This is a genomic window from Prevotella sp. LCP21S3_D2 (genome assembly GCF_052118345.1).
Classification (GTDB): Bacteria; Bacteroidota; Bacteroidia; order Bacteroidales; family Bacteroidaceae; genus Prevotella.
On sequence record NZ_JBQKHJ010000028.1, the window covers coordinates 15422 to 37379 of the forward strand.

Consider the following 21958-nt stretch of genomic DNA (forward strand, 5'->3'; position numbering starts at 1 on the left):
GTCACTGAGCTGGAGCAGTGTGAATATAGACAAGGTGACGGCCGCGGCTATGTCTGCTGCCTATGAAACGGAAACATTGGTGGAAGGGAATACGGCCAGTAACATCAATAAAATCTTTGATCATTATCAGTCTGCAGGCTTGGCATCTGCCGGTATCTTCCAGAGCATGAAGAAGTTGAGGGACGCTAGACGTAACCCGGGACTCTTTGCCTCAGAGGAGAATTATTATTACCAAAGAATCTTCCGTTTGGTGAAGGACGGTATCATGCCGAAGTTCATTACTGTGGCAGGAAAGATGCTAAAGCAGCCGGATAATGCCATCCATTGGGGTCCTTACCTATTAAAGACCACAACGAATGTGGAGAATCTTTGCAAGCAATTTGAGGTGGTGGTTACTCATGGTAAGCTTTCCTTCAAGGACATCAGGTTCTTGGTTCTCAATGAAGATCTCCAGCGGATATTCGATTTGACGAAGCTCGGAGAAGTGGACTGGAAGTCGCTTCTGGGAAAATTGGGGGAATTTGGAACAGGCATCACCCAAGAGGAAATCGCTGAGGATTACAAAAATCTGGGAAGTATCATTGCGCAGGCAGGAAAAGCCGCCTATGACAGCAACCTGGAAAGTGTCAGCAAGATTGGTGTTATATTCAAGGCTAAGCCCAAGGAGATTACCAAGCTGTATAAGTCCTTCAAAAACCACTATAAATCCTTTAAGGATGCCGGTAACATCAAGGAATTGTTGTTTGCCGTGGTGGGAGAAGGCAATGAAGATGCAGTGGAAAAACTCTTTCAGACAAGTGGCTATAACCTTACGGGATATATCTCTTCCTACATCAAGGAACTACAGGGACAGTATTACACTGAGAGATGGTATATCTACAAGCATGATTCCGGGTCGGAAGTTAAATGTGAATATAGTCCATCTAGCTATGAGGGATATGGTGATGCCAGATGGAAAGAAGCATGGCACATTCATACCAGTGGTAAAAAACGTGAAGCCTATGAGAAGATTCCATGTTATAAATCCCTTTCTCAGGATGAGGACAAGGAAGTGAAAGATAAGCTTTTCCAACTTACTGGCTGGAATGCAGATAAATGTCAGGAATATAACCAGGCGCATCCTGGTCACCAGTGTACGATACTCTATACTAGGAAGCATGAGGATAGAAAGCGCCATTATGGAGGCGGACTTTTGAAACATTCCTATGACGAACGCTTCTGTTTTAACTCCTACAAGGTAAAGGTGACAGACACTTGGGACATCAGAGAGGAGATTTATGAGGAAACCTTTGATTCTCAGACAATGGACAAAAAAACTTTCATCCAAAAGATGAAGGCTCGTCTCAATGGCTTGATTGATGAAAATGAGAAATTCTTGAAAGAGCATCCAACCATTTCAATAGAGATGGGTAGTGATCATCCAAGATATTATACCATGGCTGATGAGAAGAAAATGGAAGGCTGTAATTCTGTGAGTTTTATCGCCCAATGTGATGATGGAGCCACCCTTGGAGAAGGCTCGTTCAACTGGAAGGAAAATGGCAGCCAGGGAAATAAGCTGGAATGGCCGAAGTCCAAGGACTTTGCCATGTCCAATTCTCCAACGGCAGATGATGGATCCAAGGCATTGCTTCAAAAGCAAAAGGAATTCTCAGATGAGGTCAATGCCCTGAAATCAGAAATCAAGGGCAATGATACCAAGATGAGAAATCTGGTCAAGAGAATCAATCAGACCAAGATGAACAGGAATTTGCCCCTTGCAAAAAAACTTCAAGGCGAGTATGATACCCTGTCCGATGAAACGGCACTTCTCAAGGAACAACTCAAAGAAGCCGAGGGGAAACTCTCCCAAGCCACTCGTGCGCTGGATGAATACTACAAGGATATGAGTGACAATTTGGATGGTCCTTATCGGATACCCCACAATATGGCTAGCCTGGCCTCCATGTACCAAATCCAATGGCTGGATGAGGGAGAATGGGTGCAAGGGAGTGCTGCCTATGTCTTTGTAAGACATGGCTATTGTGCAGATGCCAAAACCAATGTCACATATACTGCTTCCTTGAAGTTAAGTCGCAAGCCTACCTATGTGCTTGGTGTACGCATACACCGCGCAGTTCTGTCAGTGGATTTCAAGCTTACCTCAAGCAGTAGTTCTGAGAATGTCATCGAAGTCATGAAACTCAATATGAACCAGAGTGAGAAATTAAGGGCAGAGGAGGTCAACATGCGACTTAAGCAATGGATGGAAGACCTTCCAAACTGTGCTGTCTCAGTGAGATACAATTATGCTTCCAATCCGACAGAAGAGGATGATGATGAAGACGGTATCCACCTTCTCCTTGCAGGTGATCGCCTACAGGTTGCAAGATATGTAGAACAGGAACTGACCAAGATCTTTGCCCAGCTGGTTCTTATCGAAAAAGTGATGACACAGAGGGAATGCATCTTGGACTTTCTCAAAAGACAGATCTTTGACGTGGTCAGCAGAAGCGGCAGAAACGGCATTGCAGAATATGCCCTCAGACGTTGGGAAGGAGCTGGTTTGGAGGCAATGAAAAAATCCTCTCTTGCCCATAAGACTGTGCAGCAGGATAATGGCAGTTCTAATGATCAATAAAATTGTAGTGTATGAATAGATTCTTCATGGAATGCCTTTTTAAAAGGTATATTTTACTCTTGGTGATATGTATCCTACCCTCCTCTATCCGGGCACTGAATGATCCGGCTTCCCTGGAGGCCATGATTGCCAACCATAAGAAGGTGAGAACCCTGCTGGAGGTGAGAGCTATCGCAGAACTGGGTGTTTATGAGTATCATAAGCAAAGCAGTAAGAAAATCACTGACCATCGCAAGGTGGCAGAACAGCTTGACAAGTACAAGCGCTGTTTCGATATCATGGACTTGGTGCTTCAGGGAACGGCAACAGCCTTCCATGGTGTCAACACCTATACGAGTATCAAGAGAAATATCACCAGATATTGGAAACTCATCGATACCTATCATGACAAGATCCTCTCCCATGGCGCAGTGTGGTCATCGGATACTTTGATTCTGAATACCACCAACAGGGCGGTGGAAGATATCAGAGACGAGGTGGGTGAACTCTATAAGTCCTATGGAGAATTATCGCTTATCGTAACAGGAGCAACGGAATGCACCACTGCCAACCTGATGATGATTCTAAAGCACATCAATGAAAGTATGGACCACATCGATAGCAGTATATACCATGCCTATTTGGATATACATACTTATATGACCATCCGACTTGGGTATTGGAAAAAGGAAATCTTCATGGCTAGAACCATCAAGGAAATCGTGAAGGATTCCTATACCAGATGGCTGAAATCCGGTCACCGGGTCTTCAACCATCTTCAGGCGAAAAAGTCATTCACCCATAAGCCCTTGGGAGGTGGCAGCCTTATTGGAGGAAGAAATGAACATGTTCAACTAATAGAATAAAGTATGAAACGAAATCATCTGAAAGGTCTCTTGTCCATGCTTCTGAGCTTGGTGAGCCTGTATGGTCAGGCACAGGAGGTTACTTATATCCACGAAAGGGATATCATGAACCAGTTCACCACCATGGAAACGGGTGCTGGTGTCCTCTCTCCTGCCTGGTATTACAATTCACTGCATAAGAATTACCAGAGAGATGCCAATCTAAGAAACAAGCTTGCCTATCGAACGGATGTCATGGCCAATACGTCCAAGGAAGTCAATGAGGCAGAGAAGGTGGATTCCGATTATGTGGAACGAGCCAAGGTGGAGGCGTTGAATATCGTTTCCCGTTCCTCTGCATCTGATTTGTCGTGGGTTCTGGAGAAGAAGAAACTGGACTCCAAGATGCTGCTCTTCGATAAGAACATCAACCATATCGTTTCCTGTGGCGGAAGTTCCAGCGATTACCGGAATTGGCGCAACATCTACAACTGTTTTGAAACAGCCATCAAGATCACTCATGAATCCTACCAGGATTTGGGTATGAGGAAAAGAGAGTATCTGGCTATCTATCAAGACATCGTGAAGAGAAATGTGACATTGGTCAAACAACTCCTGTATTGGAACTCATTGAAAAAAGGAAAGAGATTCTCTGAAAATAACACAAGGGTTGAAAGAAATACTTCCAACACGGTTATTGCCTCGGATGCCTACAGAAGATGGCAGGCTGCCATGGCTGTGGATGGCTTTTCTGGTGCAAAACCCTGATAAAAGCAAGAAACAAAAAATAGAAAAAGAAATATAATGGCATTTACATCTTTATTTTTAGACACCTCCACAGTCAGTGTCACAAGTGGTATGGGAAGTTATATCTCTGACCTCTCAAAAACCATCGGAGTGGACCTGTTTGAGGAAGACATAGACAATGTTGTGTTTAGAACCAACGAGTTTCTATGCAGTGCCGATTTTATCGGTTCGGATGGTCCCTTCTGGTACATTCTCCAGATGAGCATGGCACTTGGAGCCTTGTTTTCCATCATTGTGGCCGGTTCCATGTCCTACAAGATGCTCGTCAAGGGCGAACCCATCGATGTGGTCAAGATCATGAAGGTACTGGGTATATCTCTGGTCATGTGCTTCTGGTATCCATCATCCACCAACAATAATGGAAGTATTTTGGATGCACTGGCCTTCATTCCCAATTGTATCGGTTCCTATACCCATGACCTCTATGAGGCAGAGGCGGTTCAAGTGAGCGAGAAGTATAATGAACTCATGCCCCTGATACAGAAGCGAGACTCCATGTATCACAAGATTGCCCCTACACAGAAGGTTGCCAAGGAAATCATCCTGAGTGAAATCGTCCAGGATGCTTCCATGCAGATAGAAGATATCGAGCAGAAGCAGGAAGGTGAGCAGCTGGCACAGGAAGCAGCAGACAGGTCTATTTTTGCAGGCCTGATTATTGGTTTGGACAAAATCGTTATGTTCCTGGCACTGGTCATCTATAGAATCGGATGGTGGAGCACCATATTCTGCCAGCAGATTCTCCTGGGTATGCTCACAATCTTTGGTCCTATCCAATGGGCTTTCTCCGTGCTGCCCAAGTGGGAAGGTGCATGGGCTAAGTGGATTACCCGTTACCTCACGGTGCATTTCTATGGAGCCATGCTTTACTTCGTGGGCTTTTACGTCCTCCTTCTCTTTGATATTGTTATCAGTGTACAGGTGGAGAACCTCACTGTTATCACGGCAGGAAAAGGAGAAATTACAGGATATATCCAAAATGCCTTCATGACCTGCGGTTACCTGCTGGTGGCTTCCATTGTGTCGCTGAAGTGCCTGAATTTGGTGCCGGACCTGGCAGCATGGATGATTCCTGAGGGTGATACGGCTTTCAGTACCAGAAACTTCGGTGAAGGTGTGGCAGCTTCTGCCAAGCAAAGTGCCATGAGTCTGATGCCGAAATAGTCTTAACAACACTATCAAATAATAAGAATATGGCAGTTTTACAGAATTTGGAAAACAAGATCAAAATGGTGATGATCATCAGCAGCCTCTTTTTGGTGGGCTGCGTGGTTATCAGCCTGGGCAGCATCTTCATAGCCAGAGGCATGGTGAGTGATGCCCATAAAAAGGTATATGTACTGGATGGTAACGTCCCTATACTCGTGAAGCAGACCACGATGGAAGAGACCTTCGATGTGGAAGCCAAGAGTGACATAGAGATGTTTCACCATTTCTTCTTCACACTGGCCCCGGATGACAAGTATATCCGTTATACCATGGAAAAGGCCATGTATCTCATTGATGAGACCGGTCTGGCTCAGTATAACGCATTGAAGGAGAAGGGATTCTATAATAATCTGATTGGAACCTCCACTATCTGCAGTATTTTCTGTGACAGTATCAGGCTGAATAAGGATTCGCTGACCTTTACCTATTATGGCAGGCAGAGAATAGAGAGAAGAACCAACATCCTCATGCGCCAGATTGTGACAGCAGGTAACCTGAAGAAAGTACCAAGGACGGAAAACAATCCGCATGGTATCCTGATTACCAATTGGCGTACCCTTCTGAATAAGGACCTGGAGGAGAAAAAGAAGTCAGAGTATTAACACTATACATTATTATATATATGAGTTTGAAGAAAATGATCATGGGTGAGGAAATGCCAAGCAAGGATGATCCTAAGTATAAGGAACGTTACCTCAGAGAAAAAGAGGTAGGAATGAAGTTTGCAGAGAAGTCGGGCATCAATTTCCTGGTGGCCAGGATTCAGGCTTTTGCCAACAATCATAGAATTGCCTTCATCGGCCTGGTCTTTACCATTGTGATAGGTTGCCTTGGCATCAATGTGGTGAATATGATAAGATCATATAAGAAACACGGTTCAACCAGAACTACCGCAGCGGAGATGGTGGATTCTGTCCTTCTGAAACGTCAACAAATTATAGAACGCCCATAAGATGAAGACAAATAAGATTAATTTCAAACAGCCCAAGTATTACATGCCTCCGGCATTCTATCTGATATCCTTGTTTCTTGGTTACATCGCCATTGATACATTTAATATCGAGCTGGGTGAAGCAGGAAACGGTCATCTCAAAACCACAGATTATCTGTCCAGTGCCTTGCCGGATGCCAAGACGGATAGCCTCTTGGGAAGCAAGATGGATAATACGGAAAGAAAGTATGGTAAGATTACAGACCTTTCCGGATTGGCCAGTGTGGAAAGTGACCGTGACTCAGTGAACAAAAAGGAAGAATATGAGTCTCAATACAATAAGAAAGAGGCAGCACTTATCAGACAGCAGGAGGCTGAACAGGAGGAACTCAAGAAGTTGCGCGCTATGCAAAGCCGTGTAAGAGAGAACTCCCAGCGACAAACTTCCGCTTCCAATGCCTTTGTGGCACCAGTGAGTGATTCCGAGATAGCGCGCCTTCAAAGAAAACGCAGAAATCAAACCTGGGAGGAGATGAATCGGAACCTTGCAGGATTCGCCTCACCAGATGAAATGGAGGATGAGCAGGATAAGCCTGACCGCTATCGCTTATCAGATACGAATCGAGTGAGTGAGAGACGGGAAACTACGGAAGGCGGAAGCCTCAAAAGTGGCCAGTCTCCAACACCACCCGACAGTGAAACTCCTGGGAAAGTCACCAAAAAGACAAAAGAGGTTTCTTCCTATTTCAACACGTTGGGATTGGAAAAGAATAAGAGTCATCTTATTTCCGCCATCATTGATGAGGAAGTCAAGGCCGTGGATGGCAGCAGGGTTCGTCTTCGCCTCTTGGATGACATTGAAATCAATGGCATAACAGTAGGTAAAGGTACCTATCTCTATGCGTCGATGAGCGGCTTTGGAAAACAGAGAGTGAAGGGTAAGGTGGAAAGTATCTTCTTTGGTGAGGAAATCTTCAAGGTCAATCTCTCGCTCTATGATACGGATGGCTTGGAAGGTCTTTATGTTCCTATGAGCAGTTTCAGAGAAACCACACAGGACATCGCTTCCTCAGCCACACAAGGAGGAAACAATCTCACAGAGAACTCTACTGGAGGTACTGGCATTAAAAGCTGGGCTTCACAAGCCATGAGCAATGCCACCCAAAAGGCAATGAGTGCTTTGGGTAAGAATGTCAAGAAGAATAAGGTCAAGCTGAAATACGGCACGAAGGTTTATCTCATCGATTCATCTTCTGCTCATGGTAAGACAAAATCATAAATTATAAATCATTTAGAAATCAGTAAAATAATTGATATGAAAAGACTTAAAAAGAAGGTGGTGGCACTCATGATGATGTGCCTTGCCAGTATAGGAGCCAACGCTCAGAAAACGTTTTATGATATGGAACGTCTCACGGTGAATGAAAACGTATCCTCCATTATCACTGCATCGGAACCTATCCGTATGGTGGATATTTCTACGGATTCCATTGTGGGTGACAAGCCGCTGGATAACGTCATTCGTCTCAAACCTATCTCCTCTCATCATCAAGATGGCGAGGTGATGGGTATTGTCACTATCATCACTGAACGCTACAGAGTCCAGTATGCCCTGGTCTATACCAGTAAACTGGAAGAGGCAGTAACAGACAAGGAGGTGGAACTCGTGGAGAGAAATGCCTTCCATAATCCGGAAGTAAGCATGTCCACCACCGATATGGTGGCCTATGCCATGAAGGTCTGGAACTCTCCAGCCAAGTATAGAGGCATTATCACGAATCATCATAAGATGAAGATGCGTCTCAATAATATCTACGTGGTGGGTGAATATGTTTTCATTGATTTCTCGGTGGACAACTATACCAACTTGCAGTTTGACATAGATGAACTCCGCTTTAAACTGCAGGATAAGAAACTTCAGAAAGCCACCAATCAGCAAACCGTGGAGCTGAAGCCAGCGCTTCTTCTGGATAGAAGCTTGTCATTTAAGAAAGGTTACAGAAATGTCGCAGTCTTGAAAAAGATGACTTTCCCAAATGATAAGGTCCTCTCCATAGAACTCAGTGAGAAGCAGATCAGTGGCAGAACCATCTCCATGCAGTTAGATTATGAAGACGTTCTCTCTGCTGACTCTTTTGACTCTCTTCTTCTGCGTGAACAATAAGAGATAAAAGATGAAGTACAATATGACAATATTAAAGAAGAGTATCGGTATGCTGGCATTGGCATGGGGCATCCCATCATCCATGGTGGCACAGAACCAGGGTAGCCATCTCATGATAGCCGTGGGCGGTTCCTACCCAAGAACACTGGAGTCAACCATTTCCTATGAAAAGGAAATGCTGTATCATAACGCTTGGGAATACTTTGCCACCTACTCTGTCCAGTATGATGAGGATCCTGAGGCAAAGCATATTACCAGAAAGTCGTTTTGGCATAACCATAACACCTGGGGTGTAGGAGCCGTCTATAAGCCCTGCGTTGGAAGAGGAAGAAATCACCACGGCAGTCTCAGAATTGGCGCCAGTGCTGGTAGCGATTTCCATAAGGCCATAGGAACTGTCCATGTAGGCTATGAACATACCTATAATCTCTATGACGGATGGAGTGTGTTCTTTGCCATCAAGGAAGATATATCCATCAGGGGTAAGGACCGGTTCAAAACCGGAATTAATCTGGGCGCAAAAATTCCATTGTAACATTTTAAGCAGCAAGACAATGAAGAAAACATATATTTCTATTTTTTGTGGACTGTTGGCCATCTTATTCCAAGGTCTGTTGGTTTCATGTGACGAGCATGAACCAATGGACTATGGTATTCATGTTGGGTATGTCCTTTGTGATGACCACAGTTGTATGGATACGACCACCTACTTCTCCCAAACTTCCAAAAAGGCAGTGGGTGTAGTGTTTACAGAGGCTACAGAAGAACATCCTGCCATGGCAGTGATGTTGAATGAATTCCAGGAGGCCTTCTCTGATTCTTTGGGAGTGAGCCAAGGAACGAGCATGGATATTGAGTCCTACGACGGATTCACCAATACCATCGCCATGTTCAATAGTACCGACCAAGATACAGGAAAAGGCTCACCTATTGCTCAGGAAATGTTCCATTTTCATTCTAAAGGGCAAAGTGATTTCATTCCTAGCGTAGCAGAACAGAGAGTCCTGATAAGAAATGCCCCTTCTATCAATCCTTTGATCATGCGGCTGGGAGGGCAACCTATCGACTTATCTGAGGATACCTGGTACTGGACATCCACAGAGGTGAAGGAAAACCCCGGCTATCAGGCTTGGCTTTGCTCTTCCGTGAATGGAGGTATCATAGAAACGCCCAAGACCATGCGCCATAAGGTGAGAGCCATCGTGAATTTAAATTATCCAGATTAACTGATAAAAGCAATATGATATGGGATTTTGGAAAGAATTGGGCGTAACAGCCCTGGAAAAAGGAAAGAATCTCTTTCGTGGAGGAAAACAAGCTGTAGAAGGAGCAAAACATGTTGAAGGCATAGTTAAGGATGCCAAGGTTTCCATTCCTGCTACGACAAAGCCAACCAGCTATCGTGCTTGGGAGAAATCCCTTTCACCACCTGGTTTTACCCCTGCCTTTCATCAGAGCAAGACAGGATGGAAAACTCAGATGAAGGATTTTTGGGGAGGTCTGTGGAAGCAATCACCAAAAGAGGCTAAGCCTGCAGTGGCAAATTCCACGTCTGGGCCTTCTTTTACAGAACGAGTCAAGAATTGGTTTTCCCGTCACTTCTCCAGACAAACAACCTCGCCTTCAGTAAACCCGACTATACTAGGAAAGCCTGTTGTCCCAGATAGTCCTGTTATACCGGCAAGACCAGTAAGACCTCCGGTTTTCAAGGATAGCGGCTACCTGGCATGGGAAAAATCTCTGCCAACTCCGTCCTTTAAGCCAAGGTTTAATGTGATTTCCAAGGAAAAGGAATCTATTAAAACCAGCAAGGAAACTGTAGAGCAGGTTATCAAGAAAGAAAAGAAAACAGTTGAAACCGTAAAAGGTGAAACTAAAACAGGCAAGGAAACACCGAAAGAAACAGCTCATAGTACAGAACAAGCTGCAGAAAAGGTGAACGAAAAAGCAAAAGAATCTGCAGAGCAAGCAGGAAAAGCAACAAAAGAAGCAGCAAATGGGGAAAATTCCTTCAAAAAAGCAGCGAAGTTCTACGCTAAGAATCCAAAAGTTCTTGGTTGGCATGCAGCTCTTGGTCTGGGTGGATACAGTTTAGTTTCCGGAGAAGGTGTCATCAACCCTCTACTCTACTTCATTGGAGGTAAGAATGCTACAGAAAACGGCCTTGGTGGTATGGTTGGACAAGCAGTAGCTGGTGAAAAAGCGCCGGATATTTATGATTCGGTTACAAATGCAGCTGATTCAGTAGTAAATGAAGGAGTTGACCTTTACCAATTCAGTAAGAATACTCTAGGCAACGTGGTGGGTGAAGGTACTGACCTTTACCAAATGGGTAAGAATTACGTGGGTAATGGTATGGTCAGCAATGGAAGTGGAGGCTACTATGATCCCACGACAGAGCAAACTCCTAATCTTTACCAGGCCAGCAATCCCGACATGGGAAACCAGGATGGCATGTTGAACAATGTGATGGGAGGTATGAACCATCTTGTGAATCAGGTTTCAGGCGGTGCTGTAACAAAGATGAATATTCTTTCTTTGGCATTGTCTGCCTATATGATGTTCGGACGTTTTGGGTGGCTTGGAAGAGCTGCCAGTCTGCTTCTGGGAGGTATGACCTTGAAGAATATCAACAATCGTCAGCTCCCATATCAGCAGGTTCAACAACAACAGCAAAATCCTTCTCAGCAATATGTGCCGCAAGTTAAGCAGCCAAATGCTTCCATGGAGCCAGAGAATAGGTATAAGAGTTTGGAATATCCAATTGCTGCAGAGGACGGAGAAGTGGTAAACCGTCCAAGAAGTATGAAATTGTAATCCACAAAAAATAATAGTAAAATTGAATGAAAAAGAACTATAAAGATATGCTCCTTGAGTCGGGAAGTGGCTTCATGATGCCATTTCCCCTCAGGGATGATGAGGAACTGCAGACCACGTTGGGATTTGGGTTGCAGCAACATCCAACTGGTGGACAGAAATTTGAGCACCATGGTGTGGATCTTCTAACCAGTGGAAAACCTCTCTACTCTATTGCCACCGGTACAGTCATCGGTGCAGGTCATGACAGTATTCATGAAGATTACATCATAGCCAAATATGGCAAATACGAGGTGAAGTACGGCCATATCACCGAAGCATATTGTCCTTACGGAACCAGTATCAGGGCCGGACAGGAAATCGGCAAGAGTGGTCAATTTCTTCATTTGGAAGTCAGATTTGATGGTGTCACCATTGATCCCATGGAATTCCTGGCCATGATTTGGGCTAATATCCAGCAGCTGGCTGCAATGGGTATCAACAATGCTCCTACTACAGAGCAATTGGGTAGCAGAAAGCCGAAGACTCACTATGATAAGGAGCAGGATGAAATTCTGATGATGATGATGCGTTGGCTCCCAGCCTACATGAATGAACTGAGATTGGGCAGCTATACTCCCTCAGATAGAATGCAGACCACCCTCAAACATGTCATATCCGAGGCTGCAGAACGCAATTATTTCTTCGAAAAGCTTCCTGATATGGCTAATCCTCTAGGTCTCACCGGTAGAAGCCTGCCTGTGGCTGAGAAAATCCAGAATCTTCTCATTGAAGATTTCCTGAGCTATGCCTGGCTTCGCCATGATGCGTGTCCTGCTTCCTGGAACGAGACTCAAAAAAAAAACTTTCTCATCAAGTTGCCCAAGACGGCCTAGTGGTGGATCCTCTGTCAGATTTGAGCATACACGTTGAGAGTTATGATGTCAAACATGAAGCCTATGTTTATTTCGATGCCTCAGGAAGAAGATCCTGGACCAAGGCTTGGTTCAATGGAAGAGACAGGGGAGAAAACGCCATTGAGGTAACTCGTCAGCAAGCCATCAAGTTCATCAATGATGAGATCTCTCATGATGATTGGCTAACAAGGTTCTATCCCAAGCAAATGACAGTTTATCATAAGGCCATTGAGCAGGCACGACAGCAGCTACTGGGCTTTTAATATCATTTTTATAATGGCTAAAGAGAACAATTATCAGAATTTGGCGCAAGTTGACTACTGTATCCGCCAATATTTCAGCAAATATATGGCACCAACGCTGGTAAAGGAGGTAAGAAATCTCCGAGAAAAGCAAACCGAGGAATTTATCAATCGTTTGGAGAAAAACGAGTCTCCATTCGTGCCAGTGGATGTACAGCTTCAAAATGCTGACAATCAGCTGAAAGTGTGCGGAAAATGGTACAAGAAATCATCAGATGACATGATCAGGCAATGTAAGCACAGATGGGGAAAAGATGCCAAATTTGCCAAGGATTATCAGACATTTCTTGATTCCTTCTATAAGGAACTCATCAGACAAAATGGGGGTAAATCTTCAGAGAAACTTGCAGCCTTTGCAGAAAACTATGTGGCACATCGATTTCAGGGACTTATCATTGAGCAGCTGGCCAGAGAGAAAGTTCCCAAGAACAGTGCTACCTACATTGCAAGAAAGGCATTTGATGACAGTTTATTGGGACTGCTTCCAAAAATCGGTCCCAAAGAAGGTGAGCATGATTCTCTCATCGCTCAAAAAGCAGATGACCTGTATAATCCCAATATCTGGGAACAGGGTGCAGCCATGGGAGGTTCCATGGTCATTGATGCTGCGGTGACAGGAGGTTACGGCTCCGGTAGTTCCCTCATAGTAAAAGGTGCAACTAAGGCTGGAATCAAAGTGGTCCCAAAAGCCGCTGCTTTCTTGAATTCTGCCTGGAGTGGTGTAGCCATTGATGGCGGGCTGAGAACAGGCTTCGCGCTGAACCATGCCAGAAACTGGGAAAATGAGAAATATGCCAAGGAAGACAGTAAGCTTGCACTTCAGGATGAGGATGCCATCAAGAAGATTCAAACAGCCAGTGATTCCATCAAAAGGGGAAATTCTGAGCTGATTTATCAGTTGAATGGGCAGTTGGAGCGAAAGATAAAAACATATAGTCCTTCATTCACAACACGAAGCAAGAAAGAAATGGACTCCTTCTATGCCGCAAACAAAAATCAGGCAGGTAAATTGCTGGCTCAGATAAGGGAAAACTTTTCGAAGCAAACCGTTCCATTTCGTGCCAATAACCATCCGCCGGAATGGATGATTAAACTGGGGAAGAAACGCTGTGAACAATGTGCCTCCGGGTTTTATGCCATTGCCATGGAGATGTCGAGGGAGGAAAAAACATGGATGAGTATTGGGGGTAAACGCATGACCCTTAAAGAGGTTAGTCAAAGAGCCATGGATTATGCTACGGCTGCTGTAGCTTGTGAAAAGAAACGGGCGTCTGGTCAGGCGAAAGCTCCCAAGAAAGATACCTGGGATTCTAATATGGATAAGCTTAATAGCTTTATCAATCAAGCAAATCCATCATCCACAGATTCTTCTCCATCATCAGCTTACCATTCTTATAGTCCTGTGGAAGAAACTCAAAGACAAGATTCCTCTAGGTATGAGATGACAAGTAATAAGGCCTCTTTTCAAGATTTAAATGCCGGTTGGGCTGATGCCTTGGATAAGATGGGACTTTCCGGTTTCAGTGATGTCACCAAGAACATGGGCTACGTTTTGGCCATGCTGCCAGACATGATGATAGGCCTGTTCACGGGCAAAAATCCTAACTTACAGGTGAATGACAATTTGCTGCCACTTGCTGCCATCTTTGGTGGCATGTTTGTCAAAAGTCCCCTTCTCAAACTCCTTCTGCTTGGTTTTGGAGGTGCCAATTTGCTCAACAATGCCGGTCATGCAGCATTGGGACTGGTCAAACCGGCTTCACCACAGCGGGTTTCTTACAGGCAATATGAGGAAGAAAAGCTGAATCCGAGAATCTCAAATCCGGCCATCAGCGGAACAAGTATGATTGCAGACATTGACGGAAAGCCATGTGTCATAGAAATCTCTGATCATGCAATCGATGCTTACGAGAGAGGAAGCCTCCCCTTATCCACATTGGCCAATGCCGTTTTGAAGAAATACGATGAGAATAATGCCTTCGCAGAACGAGAATATGAAAGAGGTATTCATCAGGAACTTCAACAGCAGTATTCCTTAGGCATCAAATAGACTGAAAGAAGATGAGAAGACAATGAAAAGGAAACTATGCATGAATCTTGCCAACACTTCTAAGAAGGTAATTGATGGTATTTCTTGATGGAAATTATCGCCTGATAGAGCCCCAATTCCACAAAGTCTTAATGGTTAATAGAAGGAATATGAACATAATATCAGAAAAAGTCATGTCAGATAGAGGTGCTAAATTTAACACATTTCAAGGCAAAAACTTTGAATTGAAGAGGATTTAAGTTAAAAATAAAAATCAATTTAGTTTAGGGTGTTCAATCCAAAACTTTTCTTTTATTTTGCCATCAGATTCAGCGTTATGGGACAGCTGAACATGACATAGATTAATAACGATCATATATATCATTTATGGATTTCGAAGAATTGAATAAGGCTGCCTCACAAGAGGACGGACCTACACGTATTGACAGAGCATTGGACAAATTTGCCAATATGATGATTGAGCGCTTGGAAGCCTGTAAAACAAAGAACTGGGAACAAGGATGGACTTCTGGTGATAGACTGGTAGGACTTCCTCAGAACATCAATGGAAGACCTTATGTAGGAGGAAATGCATTCCTTCTGCAGATGCATACCATGATAAAGGGTTACCATGTTCCTGTTTACATGACCTCCAAGCAAGCACGAGACAATGGAGCCTTGATTAAAAAGGGAGAGGCTTCTGTGCCGGTGTTTAAATGGGGACTGAGTGTGAAAGACGAAAACGGAAAGCGCATCAGTGAAGACAAATACCTTGCCATGGATAAGGAGGACCAGGCTAAATGCCAGGTTCGTCCCTATCTGATGGTCTATAACGAGTGGAATCTTGACCAAACCACTTTGGAAGAAGTGAATAAGAAAAAGTATGATGCCATTATTTCCCGTTTCAATCCTACCACATTGAGTGACGATGTGGGGATGTATAAGAATGAACCACTTGACAGAATGTTTGAGAAGCAGGAGTGGGTGTGCCCTATTCATGTTAATGAGGAAGTGCCTGGTGCAAGCTATAATAAGACCCGAGACTTCATTAAGGTACCGATGAAAGCACAGTTCAAGATTCATGAGGGAGAGGATGAGATCTTCAAGGATGGTCAGGAATACTATTCGTCTGCCCTGCATGAAATGGCCCACTCTACCGGTCATCCCTCGCGACTTGACCGTCTGCCAAAAAGCAAGTTTGGTTCTGAGGAATACGCCAAGGAGGAACTTGTTGCAGAGACTACTGCATTTGTGATAGGCAATGCACTAGGCTTCTCTAGCAGAATTTCTGATAACAATGCCGCCTATATAGACAGCTGGATTCAAACGCTGCGTGAAAAGCCAAAGTTCATTACAACGCTTATGTCGGACGTGAATAAGGCATCGCGCATGATTTTGGAAGAGATTGACAAGCAAAAAGTAGCATTGGGTGAAAAGCCGCTCATGGAGGGCAACCTCGATGGCATTGAAGAGCAAATCAAGAATGAGGAACAGCTGGAGAAGATCAAGCAGCAGAACGTGATGAAGGAGGAAAATGTATCTGATTCCATCACGAAGCCACTCTCCTCTCCAGAAGCTTACTTTTCATCCCTCATGACCCAGATTACGTCTGATAAAGATAGCGAGCATACAGTCCTTGCATTGGAAAGTCTTCCTGAACTCAGAGCGTATTTCCAGGACAATGAGGTACTAGGCAGTTGGATTGAAGAGGTGAGTGATGAGAAACTTCTCTCTTTAGGTGCTTCCCTTCTGCCCAATATAAAAGCGCAAGAAACAGTGGATAGTTCACAAAATACAGATAATAACATGAAGGATTCTAACGAAGAAGGCAAGACAAGCCAGGATAGTGTGACAATGCCAAAGAATGAGTATTATTTCTCTTATCTGTACCTGCAGAGCGTGGATAATACACAAGAGTTTGATGATCTCTCCAATAAGGAAAAATGGGATGAACTCCTCACTTTGACCCAGCAATATGATCAAGGTGATAGTCTCTCACAGCATAGCATCAGAAAAAATGCCACCAGTCAAAGTGGTGATGACCTGCTTGTTGAAAACGACCATTATGCCCTGGTTTATAACAATTCATTGGGTGGAACCTATGAACTCCTACGCAGAGTTAGTGAGGAAGATATTAAACTGTCTATAGAGCAATATGGTTTGGAGAATGATGCCAGTCAGGATGTGAAGGCCATAGCCCAGGACATGGTACAAAAGGAGTTGGATACGATAAAGGCCAGTATTCCTGCCTTTTCCATGGCTAACGGAGACGTTCTCTATTTTGAATATAATAAGGAGAAGGATTCGCTAAACGTGGGAACCCTTACCAACATTGGCTTGTCTGTTCATTATAGTTTCCCGTACGACCATTCGGCAGGTTTAGATAAGAATTTGCAGCATGTTGAAGAGCAACTCTCGGAAATGCCTGAATATCAAATACAGGAGGAAAATGAGGAGGTAGAAGACTCGGTTGTTGATACTCAACAGCAAAATGAGTATGCTTCCATTGCTAAGAAATTTTCTGAGCAGATTAATCCGGCATATCATATGCCTAATGGTGAGATTCTTGATTTCCAATATGATCCTGTCACCAACCTTGTTCAGGTTGGCAAAAAGGAAGAAGAAGCTTTCAAGGAAGTTTATAGCCAGACTTATAACGTCAATCTGTCCATGGCAGAAAATATGACGCAAATTTATAAGGTATTGGCAGAAAAAGATGAATATAAGCTTCCTCTACAGAATGAAACTCCACATGAAGACAGCAACATCCAAACAGATGTTGTAGGCGTTGCTGAGCAAATCGAAGCCACCGGTGTTCCTATGCATGAAGCAGAGAAAGAAGCAAAGACGATCGTGGATGATGAGCAACATGTGAAATATCATGAAGAAAAGGCTCAGGAACAGGATACGCAAAAGCACCAGGAAGACAATGAGGAAGTCAAAAAGGAAGACAAAGCTTCTGTAGAGAGCGACCATGAAGATAAGGAAGAGAAGAAAAGTGAGAGCAAGGCAGCTTCACATGCAGCCCTTCTTCTTGCAGCATTGGAGATGGCAAAATCACATGAAGGCGTCTGGATGAATGAAAAGGGTAAGAGCAATGCTGAGTTTTTGACCTCCAAGAAGCCAATCACAGCATTCAATAACATCATGATGAACCTGCATAGTGATCAGCAAGGCTATAAGACCAATCTTTATTCCACCTATAACCAGGCAAAGGAAAATGGCATGTCAGTCAAGAGAGGTCAAAGCTCGCTTCCATTCAACTGGACCAAATGGGAATACCAGAATGTCACGAACCATAATGACACCATTTCAAAGGAGCAGTATAATGCTCTCCCAGATATGGAAAAGTCCAATTATGCAGTACATGCCCATCGCCAGCGTCATCATGTTTATAACATAGACCAAACGATTCTTTCTGCCAGTGATTCTGAGCAATATTCGGCATTACTCAAGGCCAATGGGCAAAAGATTGAGAAATTCGTGGAGACAGCTAAGAATGCATCTAGTCCCCAGTCTGCTCTCCAGTTTATCAAGGATCAGGAACAAAAGCATCCTGAGGTTGTTGTCTTTATCAAGAAAGGCAGCTCCTATGAAATCTATGGAGATAAGGCTAAGACGATTGCTCCCGTAATTGGTATCCAGGATAAGGATAAGGAAATTGATGGTAAGAAAACATCCTACTTATCGTTTCCAAGCTATGCGCTTGATACGGTGCTCCCTAAAGTAATCAGGGCTGGAAACCGAGTCGCTATCTGTGACAATCCACTGGAGACGAAAATCAGTAAGGATGTAGTACCTGCCACCAAGATTCTCTCCCATGCCTACCAGATAGCTGATGCTGTTTGTAAGGCTTCCGGTATTAAGAATGAGCGAGTTCATGTACTACAAGATGCCAAATTCGATAGCAAGGAGAATACGCTTTTCATAAGTGGCATGAGCAAAACGGAAGGAAATGAGCAAGTAAATGCCATTATGAAGGCAAATGACATATTCCGTTCCGTAGTAGCAACCACTGGTGATGCAAAGCGTCTGGACCGCTCAGGGCGAAACAGCCTTTTACCAGCGGATGATGCCAAGCATGAATTACTCATTAGAGAACTTTCCGCCGGTGTGCTGATGGCAAGACAGGGACTCCCTGCTACATTGTCAAAGGAAAGCCAGCAACTTATCCCCTACTGGGAACGAGAGTTGAGAGAAAATGGGAACTTAATGGGTATGATTGAGCGTGACGTGAACAATGCCATCGAGACGATTGACAACCTTGTAGAAAAAAGAGAAGTGAACTATGATGCTATCCGAGGTCAGTTGCCAACAAAAGATGTTCTCTTAACAGGTAAAGATTATTCCATCTCGGCAGACCTCAACAAACTTCCTTCCATGGAGGCAAAGGAAATGGTCGTAGTACTTGACAGAAAGCAGCAAACTGCAGATGTCATCCTGCCATCGGGTGCCTCCTTGCTTGTGAATAACGAGGTGCAAGGTATGAGTAAGAAGAGAATTGGTATAGCTCTGAAGAAAGAAGACGTAAAAGAGGTAAGCTTCTATAATGCAGGTGGTAGTCTTGCACTAAAGGAACCAAACAGTTATTATAAGGACAAGGAGGTGACTGTCAGCAAGCTCAAGCAGTTTACGCTAGAAATTCATCAAACCATCGATGTATCAAGCCAGCTTACAGAAAAGCAGGCAACCAAGATTGAGAAATTTCAGGCTATCCAGGACTCTGAGGGAAAGTATGCCTTCTTCATCAAGCCAGAGAATGAAAAATCATTCTCTATCTATCCGATGAAGGAACATCTCAATGCCTATTTCAATGTCATGGGCAAGGACAACAAGCAGGAAATGCATCAGGCTCTGGCTCAGAAATATTATGATATAGGTTACAGGTATCCAGAATCCAAGCAGCAACTCATTGTGCCAAATACCGAGGGTATTGATATGAGCCGCATTGAGAAGGTTAGAATCTGTGCCGACAAGGATGACCCGAAGGTGAAGGTAGTCATTGCCACAGTGGATGGAGAAAGAATGCAGAAGCCAATAGCCAAGCAACAGTGGTACAATCTCTGGCTCGCTGATGACATGGCTGAATATAAAAAGGCTGTAGCTGCCGTTACATTTATTCCTCAGATACAACAAACTGTTGGAAATAATCAGCAGCAGGTTCTTGAAAATGAGGGAAGAAATGTGGCCGAAAAAGAGCCTGGAGAAAAGGAGGGCTCCCATCAGGAAGCAAGTTCACATAGAGGATTTCATCGATAATAACTAGCCATGGGGAATACCCATGGCTATCACCAACCCAAATGATATGGCAATAGATAAAAATGCATTTTATGCAAAATATGCCCAGGTGGCCATTGAACAACAAATCAAATATGGCATCCCGGCATCCATCACCCTTGCTCAAATGGGATTTGAGAGTACTTTTGGTACATCGCGTCTTGCACGTGAAAGTTCCAATTTCTTTGGAGTGAAGCAGGGTGGGTCATGGAAGGGGCCTGTCAGCTACCATGTGGATGATCATGGTTATCCGGAAGCATTCAGAGTGTATTCCGGGGTAAATGCCAGTGTGGAGGATCATTCCAAGGTTCTTCTGTTGGACAGATACCAGAAATATTGTGCCTCAAAAAGTTCCCAAGACTATAGAGGCTGGATTAATGGCATTGTGAAAGGTGGATATGCGAGCAGTCCTACCTATAAGGAAGACCTGCTTGATGAAATTCAACGTTACCATCTTGACCGATATGATCAGATGGCAGTTCTGCAATCCCAGAAACAAGGTGTCAATATCGGGTATGCAAGGAAGGGTGAACAGTCTCTTCCTAGAATGCCCACCACCCTATCCCTCCCCATTGATTTCAGAAATCTCAAAGTAACAGGTATGTTCCATGAAGATAGAGGAAATCATCTGCATGGAGGCATAGACATCGCAACTGGAGGCAAGAATCTGCCAGTGTATGCAACAGAAAATCAGGGCAAGGTCATTTCTGCCTGCTATGGAAAGGCTACCGGTAATATGATTAAGATCGCATATGACAAGGACGATGGAACTCAGCTCCAGTGTATCTATATGCACCTGAGCCAAATAAATGTCAAGGAAGGTCAGGTCGTTCAGGCTGGTCAACAGATTGGAATATCGGGCAATACAGGTCGATCCACAGGTCCACATTTGCATTTTGAGACAAAAATCAAGGATGCTTCCGGCAAAATAGAGGCATTCAATCCGATTCATTATCTCGCAGCAATAGAAGGTAGAACCAGTAACGATACACCTCTTTTGAGAAATGGGCAAGACCTTCTGGCAGAGGAAAGAAGCAAATATTCACCCGTCGCTCATCCTATATCCCAGGAAGATAAGGCGCAAAATCTTCTTGCCAACATTACTCAGTCCAATGATCCAACCAAATGGCTCGGATATTTGATGAGTCAAAATAGTGAAACTGGTATGGATAATAACAAAGATGCCTTTTCTGAGCTGATCTCCACTCTCTTTTCAGCAGCTCTTGTCATGGCAGCTAAGATAAAGGCCAATGAGATGCAGGCTGTAGTTAATAGGGAGGCCAGATTGACTGAGAATGACGAGGAAAAGACGGAATGCCAACTGGTAAAGAGAGAGAGGGAGAAAGTGGATGCATCAAAGCTGCACGTCCTCGCAAGTACTATTTTTGAGATCGAATGCCCAGAAAACAAGCAGACTTTCGGTCTCAAACAAGCATAAATTTAAGAATTGTATCATCATTAAAACAAGAAAATATGATCAAATGTAATGTTACCGCGTGCGGCATCATTGTCAGCAGCGCAGTTGAAAAGCAGAATAAGGAAGGTGGAAAATTCCTTGCTTTTACCATCATCGTTCCTATTGAGGGAAAGGACAAGAGTGTCAAGGAACTTCATATTGGAGTAACGGCTGAAGGTGACCAGACTACAGCTGCCAACTATCAGGCAGGACGCCGTGTCACTGTTCATGGAAATCTCTTTATCAAGAAGGTGGAAGAGAATCTTTATTTCAATCTCCGTTCGGAAGGAGCCATTGAGCAGAACGACTCCTCTCTCCCAGACCGTCTGGAAGGAGTTATGGAGTTTAAAGGCAAGATCGGAAACAAGGGTATTGAAACCATGACCAGTAAAAAGGGCACTTCGTTCAAGGTATTCTCGGCCTTTTCTTCTGATAAGGATGGTGAGAACAGAGCCTTTACATGGGTAAAGTTCATTGTAGGCAAGCCCTTGGACATCAATGTTAATGCCGGTGAGTATGTGGAAGTACATGGTGACATGCAACTGGATGTCTATAAGAATAAGCTTCAGATCGGATGTCGTACCACCTCGGTATCACATTGGGATTTGAAAGCCAATACGTAGTCC

17 protein-coding genes are annotated in these 21958 nt (G+C 44.0%); all 17 read left to right on the forward strand.

Translation table 11 applies throughout. The annotated features are described in order from the left end of the window. The first annotated feature begins 19 nt into the window (after positions 1-19). Positions 20-2620, forward strand: coding sequence for a hypothetical protein (locus tag ACTQ16_RS13815; protein ID WP_441937901.1), 2601 nt, complete (start codon positions 20-22; stop codon positions 2618-2620). Positions 2621-2631: 11 nt separating this feature from the next. Further along, entirely contained in the window at positions 2632-3465 is an 834-nt protein-coding gene (locus tag ACTQ16_RS13820) for a hypothetical protein (protein WP_441937902.1), read from the forward strand. Between the two features lie 3 nt (positions 3466-3468). Further along, positions 3469-4212, forward strand: a complete 744-nt coding sequence (locus ACTQ16_RS13825) for a DUF5045 domain-containing protein (protein ID WP_293575187.1) — start codon at positions 3469-3471, stop codon at positions 4210-4212. 90 nt (positions 4213-4302) lie between these two features. After that, positions 4303-5415 carry a hypothetical protein gene (locus ACTQ16_RS13830; protein ID WP_264949586.1) on the forward strand — a complete coding sequence of 371 codons (1113 nt, stop codon included), beginning with the start codon at positions 4303-4305 and terminating at the stop codon, positions 5413-5415. A 29-nt stretch (positions 5416-5444) separates the two neighbouring features. Next, positions 5445-6062: a conjugative transposon protein TraK gene (traK, locus tag ACTQ16_RS13835; RefSeq protein WP_264949515.1), complete on the forward strand. Its 618-nt coding sequence runs from the start codon at positions 5445-5447 to the stop codon at positions 6060-6062. Between the two features lie 20 nt (positions 6063-6082). After that, positions 6083-6412: a hypothetical protein gene (locus tag ACTQ16_RS13840; protein ID WP_441937904.1), complete on the forward strand. Its 330-nt coding sequence runs from the start codon at positions 6083-6085 to the stop codon at positions 6410-6412. 1 nt (position 6413) lies between these two features. After that, positions 6414-7670 carry a conjugative transposon protein TraM gene (gene traM / locus ACTQ16_RS13845; RefSeq protein WP_441937905.1) on the forward strand — a complete coding sequence of 419 codons (1257 nt, stop codon included), beginning with the start codon at positions 6414-6416 and terminating at the stop codon, positions 7668-7670. A gap of 36 nt (positions 7671-7706) precedes the next feature. Next, positions 7707-8555 carry a conjugative transposon protein TraN gene (gene traN, locus ACTQ16_RS13850; RefSeq protein WP_420493316.1) on the forward strand — a complete coding sequence of 283 codons (849 nt, stop codon included), beginning with the start codon at positions 7707-7709 and terminating at the stop codon, positions 8553-8555. 22 nt (positions 8556-8577) lie between these two features. Next, the gene (locus tag ACTQ16_RS13855) at positions 8578-9090 is read left to right on the forward strand and encodes a hypothetical protein (protein WP_441196194.1); all 513 of its coding nucleotides are present in this window, start codon (positions 8578-8580) and stop codon (positions 9088-9090) included. 19 nt (positions 9091-9109) lie between these two features. Next, complete coding sequence (locus ACTQ16_RS13860) at positions 9110-9781, forward strand: hypothetical protein (protein ID WP_287596259.1); 672 nt, start codon at positions 9110-9112, stop codon at positions 9779-9781. A gap of 19 nt (positions 9782-9800) precedes the next feature. After that, positions 9801-11372: a hypothetical protein gene (locus tag ACTQ16_RS13865; protein ID WP_441937908.1), complete on the forward strand. Its 1572-nt coding sequence runs from the start codon at positions 9801-9803 to the stop codon at positions 11370-11372. A 26-nt stretch (positions 11373-11398) separates the two neighbouring features. Continuing rightward, positions 11399-12247: a M23 family metallopeptidase gene (locus ACTQ16_RS13870; RefSeq protein ID WP_441937910.1), complete on the forward strand. Its 849-nt coding sequence runs from the start codon at positions 11399-11401 to the stop codon at positions 12245-12247. Between the two features lie 11 nt (positions 12248-12258). Beyond that, entirely contained in the window at positions 12259-12531 is a 273-nt protein-coding gene (locus ACTQ16_RS13875; protein WP_264949584.1) for a hypothetical protein, read from the forward strand. 13 nt (positions 12532-12544) lie between these two features. Further along, on the forward strand, positions 12545-14620 hold the full coding sequence (locus ACTQ16_RS13880; RefSeq protein WP_441937912.1) for a hypothetical protein: 2076 nt from the start codon (positions 12545-12547) through the stop codon (positions 14618-14620). Between the two features lie 366 nt (positions 14621-14986). Then, a complete protein-coding gene (locus ACTQ16_RS13885) occupies positions 14987-19858 on the forward strand; it encodes an ArdC-like ssDNA-binding domain-containing protein (protein ID WP_441937914.1) in 4872 nt (1623 codons plus the stop codon). Between the two features lie 46 nt (positions 19859-19904). Next, positions 19905-21314, forward strand: coding sequence for a glucosaminidase domain-containing protein (locus ACTQ16_RS13890; RefSeq protein ID WP_441937916.1), 1410 nt, complete (start codon positions 19905-19907; stop codon positions 21312-21314). 35 nt (positions 21315-21349) lie between these two features. Next, positions 21350-21955, forward strand: a complete 606-nt coding sequence (locus ACTQ16_RS13895) for a hypothetical protein (RefSeq protein ID WP_294419610.1) — start codon at positions 21350-21352, stop codon at positions 21953-21955. Positions 21956-21958 lie beyond the last annotated feature (3 nt).